The organism is Idiomarina sp. UBA4520, from assembly GCF_002388365.1.
In the GTDB taxonomy this organism is placed as follows: domain Bacteria; phylum Pseudomonadota; class Gammaproteobacteria; order Enterobacterales; family Alteromonadaceae; genus Idiomarina; species Idiomarina zobellii.
The window spans coordinates 1-13,286 of record NZ_DGMK01000001.1 but is presented as its reverse complement, the minus strand read 5'-3'; the positions used below and the strand labels follow the sequence as shown (position 1 = coordinate 13,286).

Below are 13,286 nucleotides of genomic sequence, written 5' to 3'. Positions count from 1 at the left end.
TGCTTCCTCATTAAATTTTGATAGTTATTGTTATTATTAGTTCAGAATTACGCTGACTGTTGCCATTGCGCTTTACACGCATCCAGCGCTTGCTCGATGTCAGCGATAATGTCTTCTGCGGCCTCTAGGCCGACAGCAATGCGAATGAGCGTATCTGAAATGCCTGCTTTGGCCCGTGCTTCCGGTGTATACGGCGAATGCGTCATCGAAGCCGGGTGCTGAATTAACGTTTCAGCGTCCCCTAAACTCACGGCCAGCTTTATCATGCGCAGTTGATCCAGAAAGTAACGCGCCATAGCTTCATCGCCGTCAAGCTCAAACGCAATAACGGCGCCATTGGCCTTCATCTGCCGCCCCATCAGCTTCTGAGCGCTATGGTCAGGCGCACCAGGGAAATAGATGGTTTTAACGTCACTGCGCTGAGTTAAAAATTCATAAACCTTATTGGCGTTTTCGCAGTGACGCTGCATACGCACATCCAGGGTTTTTAAGCCACGCAAAATAAGCCAGGCATCGTGCGGGCTAATGGTCGCTCCCATATCTTTTAATGTCGTGCTTTTAATAGTGGCTATGTCTTCCGCGCTACCACACACAACACCGGCAACCACGTCACCATGGCCGTTCAAAAACTTAGTAGCGCTATGCACGACTATGTCCGCACCATGCTGCTTGGGCTGCTGTAATAGCGGCGTCATAAAGGTGTTATCAACAATCAGTCGAATATCTTTGTCCTTAATAACGGCGTGTACGGCGTCAATGTCGACCGTTTTTAAATGCGGATTCGCAGGTGTTTCTAAAAACACCAGACGCGTGTTGTCTTTAATCGTAGACGCTAAAAGCTCGGTATCCGTTAAGTCGATAAAATCGGCATGCACACCAAAGCGTTCAAACAATTCGCTGAATAACGCAAAACTACAACCGTAAATGGCGTCAGAAACGACAATGTGGTCGCCCGCTTTAACGAACGCCATAGTCGTTGCCGCTATCGCCCCCATACCGGTTGCTGCAGCGGCGGCAGCCTCATAGCCTTCTAACTGAGCCATGCGTTGCTCAAGTTCGTTCGTGGTTGGGTTACCTAAACGACTATAAATATAGCCCTCTTCCTCGCCGGCAAACCGACGCGAACCCTGTTCAGACGATGAAAAAGCAAACGTCGATGTTTGATACAACGGACTGCTCAGCGCCCCATGCGGATCATCATGGTTAGCGCCAGCGTGAATCACCTGAGTTGCAGGTTGCCACTTATTATTAGAATTGTTGTGGTTGCTCTTGGCAGACATACAAATTTCACTCGTTTGTCAGTAAAATGTTAACGAGCAACAGAGTGCAACGAGCAACCCAATATTGGCAATCTTTGCGCTATCTCAAACCTTTTTTAAAGTGTAACGCTAGTTTTCCACTTTAGTGTCTGAGCTCTTCGCAGCCTTTGTAAAACGGGCTTTATATAAGGATGGTAAAACACCTTTTAACTGACTGAGTAAGTCTTTTTGCAGACGACCGTACCCTGGTTTTTTGGTGTGTTGAAATGGCATTGGTCGACAAAGTGATATGACCTGATACCCTAAACGTGCGGTTAATAAGCCGGCGCCTAGCCCTTGTCCGGCGCGGGCAGAGAGTTTGGTGATAAGCTCTGCACTTACCCACTGTGTGCCTAGATCAACAGCCGCTTCACTCAGCCCCGAATAAGCGATATTTGCCAGCACTTGCCGCCACAAACGCAGCCTTGCCAAATAGCCCAGCTTCACGCCGTAAAGTGCGGCAATGCGATGAATCATTCGTTGGTTGCGCCATAAAATAATCAGCATATCTAAGACCGCAAAGGGGCTAACGGCTATCATAGCGGCAGCTTCTGCTGACCAGCGACTGACCAAGCGACTGGCTTGTTGGTCGACCCGACTGAGAATATCGCACTCAAAACGTTCGCGTTTCTCACTGTCGGACCAGTATGGCTGGTAAATTTGCGCCCAACGCTCCTCTAAGTCTGGGTGGTCAAGCAGTTTTAACTGCTGCTCAACGCTTTCTATTCCATGGCTTTGCGCATGCCAGCGGCGTTTTAATTGCCGTAACTGCCAAAACTCTTTGACGATAAACGCTGAGAAAATCCCTACTATTAATGCGAAACCAAGGCTCCATAGCCCACCTAATACCCAACTTTGCTGCCAGGATTCGATAACACCTAATACAATTTCGACAGTGCCGGCGACTACCGCTAACACCAGGCCTAACAGCAGCCAACGCCCCCAACGGCGAGGTTTTCCGTCATAACGTGCCTGCCAGTCGGTATTGTTTTCTATCGTATCTTGCTCATCGAAAGGCTCTGGGGAGACCTGAGGCTGTGCCTCTTCCTCGACAGAATAATAGGTGAGTTCGCGATGCTTACTCATCGTAATTTGTCTCCAATGACTGAATTCAGCAACTTGTCTAAGCGAATATGCGGCAACGGGGAATCTGCAAGCGTAAAGTTTGGCTGAAAATGCGGATAAACATAACCTTGCTGCCAGTCTTCTCGCGTTGGCAAACGACCCGGCACATGGGGAGCGCCAACCCGGACTAACTCGCCGGATTGATCAATTCCCTCCAGCACATTAGTACCGTTTTTCAGTTGCTTCCATTGGCTGGTCGCAACACCTGCCACACTGAATAAGTCAAAAGGAATACGCTCAAACTGCAGTTGCTGACGACCCTCGAGGGTCAGTGCATTAATAAGCCCGGTGAGCTTGGCATGATCAGACGGTACAACGCTATCAGCCTTCGTAACGACGAATGAGACTTTATCAATTTGCGGCGAAAACAGGCGCCTTAGCAAACTGTTTTGACCATAATTAAAGCTCTGCATAATTTCGTTCAGCGCCAGCTTAAGTTCGTTAAAATAAGACTCGCCACCTTCTAAGGCACTTAACACATCCACCAGAATGAGCTGGCGGTTAAAATGGCGAAAATAGTTCTGATAAAAAGGCTTAACCACCTGCTCTTTATAATACTCAAATTTACGCTCAAGTAAGCTTTGCCAGGCATCCGGCACGGGCTGCTCTAAAGGCCACGGGAAAAAGTCGAGAGAAGGCGTTCCCGCTAACTCGCCGGGCAGCACTAAGCGCCCGGGCTGCAGCAACTTTAAGCCCTGCTCTTTACAGTCTGCCAAATACTGGCGATATGCCTTGGCGACAACTTTTATCTGCTTCTCGGCGTTATCATCAGTAGCAACGGCTGTCAGATCGTTTAATTGATGAAGCCATGCTTTTGCCAGCTCTTTACGTGGTTCAGTGGAAAATAATGCGCGTTGCTTCTCAGACCATTGCTCGTAAGTCAGCGACAACAGCGGTAAGTCGAGTAGCCACTCGCCGGGGTAATCAATAATATCTACGGTAAGTCGACGCTCATCAAGAACTTTACCCGCCAGGCCCCGCTCCGGATGGTATTTCAGCTCCAGCCGAATTTCACTGACATCGCGGGTAGACTCTGGCCACTGTCCCGGTGTACCCGTTAAGCGCTCAATGGCTTTTTCATAGTCGAAACGCGGTGTGTCCCAGTTAGGACTGGTGTGCAGTCGGCAGCCTATAAGCCGCTGGTGTTGACGCACATTAAAATAAGGCAGGTTTTGCGATTCATTCGCATACAGTAGCTGCTCCAGAACGCCGGTAATTAATGCGGTTTTACCCGCACCGCTTAGCCCTGTTACTGCCAGCTTAATATGACGATCAAACCCGCGATGGATGAGATCGCGGGTTTGGCTTTTAAACTGCTTAATACGACTCACAGACGATTAAATTCTCGCTGAAGATTATAATGATTGGAGGTTACGTATTTCTCCATAGATTGCAACTGAGCTTCCAGCTCATCGAACTCGCGCTTTATGTCGTGAATGGCGTCTCTTGGCGGTTCGCCGCCTTGCCAAACTTTGGTTTTAACGTCGACGCGATGCGAGTTCAAATCGGGCTTTTTTTTGTCGAGAATCAACCACCCTGCCAAATACAACACAAAGAAAAAGCCTGATGCAAAAATCAACCCTGTGAAAAATACGACTCGTACCAACCACGGCTCAACGTTCAGGTAGTCTCCCAGGCCGGCGCAAACACCGGCTATTTTGCCTTTTTCTGAGTCGCGGGTCAGCTCTCTACGTGCTTTTGAAATACTCATTGTCTGTCCCTCCAACCGGGTGAGTCAGCGTCCAGAATACGCTCCAGCGTCTGCACGCGCTCACGAATACGTTTTGCCTGGTCGGCCAAGAGCGCAAGCGACTCACGCTCTTCCTCATTCAACCCCTGATTCATTTGTCGTTTGCTGCGGTAATGTAAAATTATCCAAATGGGTGCAACAACCAATACAAACAGAATCAGCGGCGCCATCAACATCCCTAAAATAGCTTCAATATCCATCTTGCGTTGCCTATTTATTCAGAGTCTTTAGATGACTTTGACTTCATACGAGCGCGCAGAGCTTCTAACTCTTCATCGACCTTGCCTTCGTTTTCTAACTCGGCAAACTCATCACGCAAAGTGCGTTTACCCATATCGTAGGATTCAACTTGCGCTTCTAAGTCATCGATTTTTGCTTCGTAGCGATCAAAGCGCTGCATTGCATCATCTACTTTAGAACTATCCACCTGCTTTTTCACCTGTAATCGGCTACTTGCGGTTTTCTGGCGCATCAAAATCGCTTTTTGACGAGACTTCGCGTCCGCCAGCTTTTCCTGTAGCTGTGCAATTTCGTCATTCAGTTTGTCGAGTGACTCATCAACACGCTGCATTTCGTTTTGCAAAGCATCGACATTGTCTTGCGCCCGGCTCTTCTCAATAAGTGCTTGTCGAGCTAAGTCTTCACGCTCTTTGCTCAACGCTAATTCAGCTTTTGCTTCCCAGTCGGCAACTTCTTTTTCCATGCGCTGCTGCTGACGCTGAATGTCTTTTTTCTCCGCTAATAAGCGCGCAGACGTTGAGCGTACTTCCACCAATGTGTCTTCCATTTCCTGGATAATCAGACGCACCATTTTTTGCGGATCTTCGGCTTTATCTAATAACGCATTGATATTAGAGTTCACGATATCGCTAAAACGTGAAAAAATACCCATAATAAATACCTCTTACATAGCTAATGATTTATTCGCTCATACATTATTCAAGTATCGAGCCAACTTTTTATATTTAGCTAGAGCACTGATTAATAAGGTTTTTTATATTTTGTGACATAACCAGACATTGTCACAGTTCGTGAAATAGACTAATAATTAGCAAAAATAACTATAATTAAGGCTCAGTCGATGAGTAATTCGCGTCCATCAGACAATTTAATTGGTCAGTCCAACAGCTTTGTTGAAGTTCTGGAACAGATTTCACAAATAGCCCCTTTAAATAAGCCCGTCCTTATTATTGGTGAGCGTGGTACCGGTAAAGAGCTTATTGCTGCGCGCTGCCATTACCTGTCACAACGCTGGCAACAGCAGTATTTAACCCTCAACTGCGCCGCTTTAAATGAAAACCTGCTAGACAGCGAACTCTTCGGACACGAGGCTGGAGCATTTACCGGCGCGGCGAAGCGTCACGAAGGTCGTTTTGAGCGCGCCGACGGTGGGTCGTTATTTTTGGATGAACTGGCCAACACGTCCTTACGGGTTCAGGAAAAGCTGCTCCGCGTCATTGAATACGGTGAATTTGAGCGTGTCGGTGGCCGCCAGCCGGTTAAAGTCGACACCCGCTTAATTGCAGCAACAAATGAAGACTTACCAACTCTTGCAGAAAAAGGTAAGTTTCGCTCCGACTTACTCGACCGTTTAGCCTTCGACGTTATAACGCTGCCTCCCCTTCGGGAAAGACGAGAAGATATTATGGTGCTGGCAGAGCACTTTGCTGTATCAATGGCTCGGGAAATGGAGCTTGAACTCTTTAGTGGCTTTACCGAAAAAGCTCGTAAAATTCTTTTAAGCTATGACTGGCCGGGCAATGTTCGTGAGCTTAAAAACACCGTTGAGCGCAGCCTGTACCGGCTAGGCAATGGCCACGTTCCCATTAATGATATTATTCTTGATCCGTTCGACAGTCCTTTCCGTCCCGGTATCTCAACAGCAACGCAGGCAAGCCCTCAGGTCTCAGAAAACGCACCGCCGGAGCCAGCGTCAGACAACGGTCATTCAAAAGTAACCTCGACTTTGAAGCCCGATGAGCCTGTCGAATTTAAACAGCTCTCACAGGACTACGAGAAAGAACTGCTAAAACAAGCGCTTCGGTTATCGCAATTTAATCAAAAAAAGACAGCATCTTATCTCGGTTTGACCTATCATCAGCTCAGAGGATACTTAAAGAAATACCAACTGCTGGACGGAGCGGCCGCGAATAATGACTAAAGCGTTTTCTTTACTCATTTCAGCAACAACCATACTACTGAGCGGCTGTGAACCCGGCACAGAAGAAGTGACGCCGCTGTCCGAAGGTATTATCTACTGTTCAGAGGGCAACCCCGACACCTTCAACCCGCAACTGGTTACCTCAGGCACAACCGTCGACGCTACCGCAGCCCAGCTTTATGACCGTTTAATTGACTACGACGCTGAAAAGCAGGCCTTTGTGCCAGCGCTCGCCGAAAGCTGGGAGCCTCTCGATAACGGTACGCGCTATCGCTTTTATTTACGCGAAGGTGTCGAGTTTCACTCAACAGACTATTTCACACCAACGAGAGAGTTCAATGCAGAAGACGTGCGCTTTAGTTTTAATCGCTGGCTTGATGAAACCAGTCTGTATCATAACGTTGGCGGCAGTTACCCATTTTTCAGCGCCACCGGGCTCGATAAACTCATTCAAAAGGTAGTGAAAGTCGACGAGATGACCGTCGACATTGTGTTGAATAATGCTGACAGTTCTTTTCTTGCAAATTTAGCGACCGACTTCGCCATTGTTCTGTCAGCAGAGTACGCCCAATTACTGTCGGTTAAGGACATGCCCTACTTAATCGATCAAAAACCCATAGGTACTGGCCCTTATCGCTTTGAAAGCTTCCGCAAGGACGTGCTAATACGCTACACAAAACATCCTGATTATTGGCGTGAAGGCCCCGGAATTAAACAGCTAGTCTACTCCATTACTCCCAATGCCAATAAACGCATGTTAAAACTGGTTACCGGTGAATGCGATATTATTCCTTACCCGCTTATTAGCGAACTTCAGGCTTTGAATCGCGATGACATAATAGTCACTAACGAGGTTAGCCCGAATGTCTCGTTTTGGGCGTTTAATACAAAGAGGCCACCGTTTGATGATCCACTGGTTCGCCAGGCGCTCAGCCATGCCATAAATCGCCAGGCCATTATTGATACAATTTACTACGGTAACGCGGAGTTGGCACGCTCAATACTACCACCAACGTCCTGGGCTTACGATAATCAGGGAATTCAATATGACTACAACCCTGAAAAAGCCCGCAAACTGCTTGAAGAAGCTGGCCACAGTGAACTCAGCACTAATATCTGGGCAATGCCAGTCCAGCGAGTCTACAACCCTAATGCTCGTCGTATGGCCGAACTGATGCAGTCCGACCTGGCCCAGATTGGCGTGAATGCACGTATCGTTTCTTATGAGTGGAACACTTTTAGACGACGTCTGTCACGCGGTGAACATGATACCGTTCTAATTGGCTGGTATGCCGATAATGCCGACCCGGATAACTTCTTTAGGCCACTACTGAGCTGCGCTGCGGTAGCAACCGGCGGTAACCGCGCTAACTGGTGTCACCCTGGGTTTGACCAGCTGTTGTACGAAGCCATTGCGACAACTAACGCCAATGAACGCAAGGCGCTCTATCAAAGCGCTCAACACATACTCAACCAGCAGCTACCGCTATTACCTATCGCTCATTCACGCCGCTACCAGGCTCAGAAAAAATCAGTACGAGGCGTCCAGTTACCGCCTTATGGGGGAATCAACTTTCGCCTGGCAACCAAAGTGACAACAGCTGAGGAGAGCGAACAATGATCCGTTACCTCAGCAGCCGTTTGTTTGTTTTTATTATTGCGTTCTTTTTATTAACGGTATTCACTTTTTCTCTTAACTTTTTCTTTCCCGGCGACCCTGTCACCAATATGACTGGGGTGCGAACTTTTAGCGACTATTACCCGGTTATTTCAGAAATACGAGGTGCCGATAAAAACATCGCATTTCAGTACATTAACTATATGCAGAACTTGTTGTCAGGCAACTGGGGAGCTTCTCTCAGCTCCGGCGACTATGTTTTCGAGCATACCTATCAACACCTCTTCGCTTCTCTGGAGCTTATTGTCGGCGCATTAGTTCTTGCGGTACTTATTGGTGTACCCAGCGGTATCTTTGCTGCCACCCAGTTTCGTGGGCCCATTGATAAAGGCGTTATTAGCCTGGCCATGGCAGGTTACTCCATTCCGGTGTTCTGGTTAGCTCAGCTACTTATTCTGTTTTTTGCAGTAAAACTAGACTGGCTGCCTATTACCGGGCAAATCAATCCGTTGTACGGTATTGCCCCTCAGTCCGGGTCAATTTTAATTGATATTGTAATAAGCGACTCAGACTATAAAGCGGCAGCACTTCAGGATGCACTTAATCACCTTATTCTGCCGGTGATTATTCTCTCCATCATGCCAATGATGCTGCTGCTTAGACTAATGCGTAACGCCACTCAGGACATGCTGCAAAAGCCATACGTCAAAGCGGCAAGAGCCCGCGGTCTTAACGAGTTTCAAGTGTTAATAAAACACGCTGTGCCAAATGCCACGCAGTCAGTCTTGCAGCAAGTGCCACTTATTTTCAGCTTGTTACTCAGCAATAGCATTGTTATCGAGTCTATATTCAACTGGCCGGGCATTGGTAACTGGCTGGTACGCGCTATTTTCGAGCGCGACTTTCCTGTCATTCAGGCTTGTGTACTTATTATCGCCCTGACTATTTTACTGTTTAACTTAGTGGTGGATCTCTATCGTGGATGGCGATTCCCTATTGTGAGGCAGGAATAACATGCCGCATATTAACCTGTATTACAAAGACGAAAACCCCAGCCCGTTAACGCTGGTATGGCGGCGCTTTAATCAGCGCCTGCTGTCCATGACGGCGTTGTACATACTGTTGGCTATGATTCTGGTTGTTATTTTTTCACCCATACTTGCTCCCTACAGCACGTCGATGCAATTTGCAGACGCCGTTTCATTACCTCCTTCGTGGACTGAGCAAGGCAACATTCAATTTCTAATGGGAACGGACGACCTTGGCAGGGACATGTTGTCGCGATTGCTTATCGGCAGCATCTACAGCCTGGGTCTGCCTATTCTTATGGTCGCTGTTTCGTCCATTATTGGCATGGTTGTCGGGGCAGTTTTGGGCATTGACCGCACCATTAAATATCAAACGTTTTCACGCGTATTCGACACTTTGCTCTCTATTCCCTCATTTTTAATGGCACTGATTATTATTGCCATATTAGGGACGGGGTTATTTAATGTTGCGTTGGCTATTACCCTGTCACTGATACCTCAATTTATTTTTGTCACTCGTAACGCGGTTCATCAGGAGTGGCACAAAGACTATGTCACCGCGTCGCGACTTAATGGTTGTTCCAAACCTTACCTGCTGTACCGGGTTATCTTGCCGAATATTACTCCCATACTGGTTATGCAACTGACGGTGTCTTTGTCTGTGGCTATTATGGATATTGCTGCGTTAAGCTTCCTGGGGCTTGGTATACAGTCACCGACACCTGAGTGGGGAAGCATGCTGGCACGCAGCCTTGACGAAGTGTATTTATCGCCTTGGTCAATGGTGTTGCCGGGCGTGACCTTATTCGTCACCATAATGTCGATTAATATTGTCGGCGACAGTCTGCGCCGTGCACTCAGCGAAAGGGTGAACAGCTAATGCAGTTACTGGATATTCGCAATTTAACGGTTGAAATGAAAACACCGCACGGCATCGTCCGGGTGTTGGATAAGGTGAACCTACAACTCGGTAAAGGGGAAATTCATAGCCTGGTTGGCGAATCCGGCTCCGGTAAGAGTCTTTTGGCAAAAGCTATTGTTGGTTTTGCTAACCCCAACTGGGAGGTAACCGCTGACCGACTGTGGTGGAATGGCCAGGACTTATTAGCCATGAACACCAAACAACGCCGCGCCGTGACCGGCCGGGATATGGCCATGATATTTCAGGATCCATACTCTTATCTGGATCCAAACAGTACGATCGAGCAACAAATTGTAGAAGCCATTCCTGAAGGCGACGTACGTGGTACGTTCATGCGGCGCCGTGTGGACAGGAAAACCCGGGTTAAGCGGTTATTGCACCGGGTAGGTATTCGCGATCACGAGTCGGTCATAGACAGTTATCCGTTCGAGCTCTCGCAAGGGGTTGCTCAAAAAGTCAGTATTGCCATAGCCATTGCTCACCGCCCTCGTCTGCTTATTGCCGATGAACCAACAACCGCAATGGAGCCATCGACAAAGCTACAAATTCATCGGCTTTTGGCGCGACTGGCTGCCAGTCAGGAAATGTCTGTGCTGCTGATTTCTCAAGACTTAACCTCAATTTTGCCAGAGACCAAACAACTGACTTTATTGTACTGTGGTCAGCTTATGGAAACAGGGCCTGCGGAGGAAGTTATTAACCATCCGGCCCACCCTTATACCGACTCAATGCTCAGAATGTCGCTGCAAACACAACAAGAGCTACCGCATAAAGCACGCCTGCCGACCTTGCCGGGAGCAATTCCGACACTGCGTCATATGCCAATTGGCTGCCGCCTTGGCCCTCGCTGCCCTTATGCGCAAAAGCAGTGTGTAAAAGCACCACTGGCAACCCAGAAGCAGCAACGAGTCTTCCATTGCCACTTCCCGCTTTTGGAGCTTGAGTCATGAGCCATTTACTGGAAGTAAAAAACCTCGGTAAAACGTATCGTCCCCGTAAGGCGTGGCCCTGGAGTCAAAAGTCAGTGGCGATAGAGCCAATATCCTTTCATATCGATGCTGGTGAAACGCTGGCGGTTATGGGCGAAACAGGCTCCGGCAAATCAACGCTGGCAAAAATCATTGCCGGCGTCGATAACCCCAGCTCTGGTGAATTGTGGTTAAACGGCCAAAAGCTACATAACCAGCATTACCAGCAACGTTGTAACAATATCCGAATGATATTTCAGGACAGCGAGAACTCCCTGAATACTCACCTTACTCTCCGTAAACAGCTCGAAGAGCCTTTAAAGTTCAATACCAACTTAACGGCGCAAGAGCGTAACGAAAAAGTTGATATCGCTCTGAGGCGAGTGGGTATGCTAACGGAGCATGGAGAGTTTTACCCGCATATGCTGTCCAGTGGACAAAAACAGCGTGTTTGTATTGCACGGGCTATCATCCTGGAGCCACAGATTGTCGTTGCCGATGAAGCCTTGGTTGGGCTCGACCCATCAGTTAGAGCTCAAATCATTAACCTTATGCTCGATCTCCAGCAAGATATGGGTATTTCGTATATTTTAGTGACTCATTCGCCGCAAATCGTGAAACACATTGCTGATAAGATATTAATTTTATATCGTGGTAAAATGATCGTGTTTGACAAAACAGACATAGTACTAGGTGATGATCAGCAACCTTATGTTCATCAGTTGCTGCATGACCACTTGAATAAGCAGATTAAATTCAAAAGCGACAAAGCAAAAAAGATCGCTGACTAAAAACCAAAACAACAGGAGTTTAATGTGGAAACAGGTACTCTGATATCACTAGCAGCGTATTTTATCGTCATGCTAGGTATTGGTCTTTACGCCTACAAGAAGTCAACTGACTCAGTATCAGGTTACATGCTAGGTGGTCGAGGCCTCGGTCCTGGCGTTACCGCGTTATCTGCGGGTGCATCTGACATGAGTGGTTGGATGCTGATGGGCTTACCCGGTGCAATTTATGTCTCAGGTGTCTCGCAGCTGTGGATTGCAGTGGGTCTGGTCATTGGTGCGTATCTTAACTACGTCATTGTGGCGCCACGCTTGAGAACTTACACCGAGGTTGCAAACGACTCCATCACAATTCCGGACTACTTTGCGAACCGCTTTAATGATAAAGGCCGTAGACTGCGTATATTCTCGTCTGTGGTTATTATTATCTTCTTTACGCTTTACACCTCAGCCAGCCTGGTTGCCGGCGGTAAGCTGTTCGACAGCTCATTTGGCATGGACTACACCACGGGCCTCTGGGTAACTGCCGGTGTGGTATGTGCTTACACCCTGTTCGGTGGTTTCTTAGCGGTAAGCATGACGGACTTTGTTCAAGGCTGCATTATGTTCGTGGCTCTGGTTCTGGTGCCTATTGTCGCCTTTTCTGAGCTCGGTGGGTACAGCAGTGTCGTTGGCCAAGTCGGTGAGATTAATCCTGACTTCCTGGCATTCTTTAAGGATGGAGCCACCGGTGAAATACTGGGCACCTTAGGTATTATTTCTTTGCTTGCCTGGGGTCTTGGCTATTTTGGTCAGCCACACATCATTGTTCGTTTCATGGCGATTCGCTCTGTCAGTGACGTGAAAGCGGCACGCCGCATTGGTATTTCATGGATGACAGTATCTATCATTGGCGCTATGGCGACCGGTTTTGTGGGTATTGCCTATGTTGCGGAAACCAAAATGAGCTTGCCGGATGCTGAAACTATTTTCATCATCTTCTCGCAGTTCCTATTCCACCCATTAATTGGTGGTTTCCTGCTGGCAGCTATTTTGGCAGCCATTATGAGTACAATTTCTTCGCAGCTACTGGTTAGCTCAAGCTCCCTGACAGAAGACTTTTATAAAGCTTTCTTACGTAAAGACGCGAGTGAAAAAGAGCTAGTATTCGTCGGTCGTATGTCAGTATTGGCAGTTTCGTTAGTGGCTATTTGGTTAGCATGGAACCCAGAGAACACCATTTTAAGTCTGGTCAGTAACGCATGGGCCGGCTTCGGCGCCGCATTTGGCCCTGTGGTTATTCTGAGCCTGTTCTGGAAACGTATGAACCGTCATGGTGCTCTTGCCGGTATGTTGGCAGGCGCTGTTACAGTGCTGTTCTGGATTTACGGCCCAACTTTCGGTGGCGAACAGCTATCTGCTTACGTCTACGAAATTGTGCCAGGCTTCATCTTATCTACACTGGCTATCATCATTTTCAGCAAAGTCACTGCTGAACCAGAGAAAGAGCTACAAGATAAGTTCGAAGAAATGGAAAGCGTTATCGATGATTACTATCACGGTGACAAAAAAGGCTAAATAACAACACGCCTTAAACCTATAAAAAGACCAGCCTATCGTGCTGGTCTTTTTTGTTTGCCCAGCGAAGC

The 13,286-nt window shown here is 47.8% G+C and carries 13 protein-coding genes; 7 read left to right on the top strand and 6 right to left on the bottom strand.

Translation table 11 applies throughout. From position 1 onward, the window contains the following. Positions 1 to 47 precede the first annotated feature (47 nt). The 6 genes from megL to pspA form a co-directional block, all read right to left on the bottom strand. Positions 48 to 1,280 carry a methionine gamma-lyase gene (gene megL / locus B3850_RS00065; protein WP_286874468.1) on the bottom strand — a complete coding sequence of 411 codons (1,233 nt, stop codon included), beginning with the start codon at positions 1,278 to 1,280 and terminating at the stop codon, positions 48 to 50. Positions 1,281 to 1,388: 108 nt separating this feature from the next. Next, the gene (locus B3850_RS00060; RefSeq protein WP_286911197.1) at positions 1,389 to 2,384 is read right to left on the bottom strand and encodes a TIGR01620 family protein; all 996 of its coding nucleotides are present in this window, start codon (positions 2,382 to 2,384) and stop codon (positions 1,389 to 1,391) included. Continuing rightward, positions 2,381 to 3,754, bottom strand: a complete 1,374-nt coding sequence (locus B3850_RS00055; protein ID WP_286874471.1) for a YcjX family protein — start codon at positions 3,752 to 3,754, stop codon at positions 2,381 to 2,383. Before B3850_RS00055 ends, B3850_RS00060 begins: the two co-directional genes overlap by 4 nt. Beyond that, positions 3,751 to 4,134 (bottom strand): envelope stress response membrane protein PspC, encoded by a 384-nt coding sequence (gene pspC, locus B3850_RS00050; protein ID WP_053953539.1) that lies wholly within the window; start codon positions 4,132 to 4,134, stop codon positions 3,751 to 3,753. The genes B3850_RS00055 and pspC overlap by 4 nt, the downstream gene beginning before the upstream one ends. After that, positions 4,131 to 4,373: an envelope stress response membrane protein PspB gene (gene pspB / locus B3850_RS00045; RefSeq protein ID WP_053953538.1), complete on the bottom strand. Its 243-nt coding sequence runs from the start codon at positions 4,371 to 4,373 to the stop codon at positions 4,131 to 4,133. The genes pspC and pspB overlap by 4 nt, the downstream gene beginning before the upstream one ends. Positions 4,374 to 4,387: 14 nt before the next feature. Next, positions 4,388 to 5,065, bottom strand: coding sequence for a phage shock protein PspA (pspA, locus tag B3850_RS00040; protein WP_053953537.1), 678 nt, complete (start codon positions 5,063 to 5,065; stop codon positions 4,388 to 4,390). 189 nt (positions 5,066 to 5,254) lie between these two features. On the opposite strand from pspA, the gene pspF reads away from it, so the two are divergent. From pspF to putP, 7 genes are read left to right on the top strand one after another with little or no spacing between them, the layout of a single operon-like run. Further along, a complete protein-coding gene (gene pspF / locus B3850_RS00035) occupies positions 5,255 to 6,334 on the top strand; it encodes a phage shock protein operon transcriptional activator (protein ID WP_058579256.1) in 1,080 nt (359 codons plus the stop codon). Continuing rightward, a complete protein-coding gene (locus B3850_RS00030; protein ID WP_286874476.1) occupies positions 6,327 to 7,955 on the top strand; it encodes an ABC transporter substrate-binding protein in 1,629 nt (542 codons plus the stop codon). The genes pspF and B3850_RS00030 overlap by 8 nt, the downstream gene beginning before the upstream one ends. Next, positions 7,952 to 8,965, top strand: a complete 1,014-nt coding sequence (locus B3850_RS00025) for an ABC transporter permease (protein ID WP_053953534.1) — start codon at positions 7,952 to 7,954, stop codon at positions 8,963 to 8,965. The genes B3850_RS00030 and B3850_RS00025 overlap by 4 nt, the downstream gene beginning before the upstream one ends. Position 8,966: 1 nt before the next feature. Next, positions 8,967 to 9,860: an ABC transporter permease subunit gene (locus tag B3850_RS00020; protein ID WP_063744332.1), complete on the top strand. Its 894-nt coding sequence runs from the start codon at positions 8,967 to 8,969 to the stop codon at positions 9,858 to 9,860. After that, positions 9,860 to 10,852, top strand: a complete 993-nt coding sequence (locus B3850_RS00015; RefSeq protein ID WP_053953533.1) for an oligopeptide/dipeptide ABC transporter ATP-binding protein — start codon at positions 9,860 to 9,862, stop codon at positions 10,850 to 10,852. Before B3850_RS00020 ends, B3850_RS00015 begins: the two co-directional genes overlap by 1 nt. After that, positions 10,849 to 11,661: an ATP-binding cassette domain-containing protein gene (locus B3850_RS00010; protein ID WP_273267957.1), complete on the top strand. Its 813-nt coding sequence runs from the start codon at positions 10,849 to 10,851 to the stop codon at positions 11,659 to 11,661. The genes B3850_RS00015 and B3850_RS00010 overlap by 4 nt, the downstream gene beginning before the upstream one ends. A gap of 24 nt (positions 11,662 to 11,685) precedes the next feature. Further along, positions 11,686 to 13,215, top strand: a complete 1,530-nt coding sequence (gene putP, locus B3850_RS00005) for a sodium/proline symporter PutP (RefSeq protein WP_286911196.1) — start codon at positions 11,686 to 11,688, stop codon at positions 13,213 to 13,215. Positions 13,216 to 13,286 lie beyond the last annotated feature (71 nt).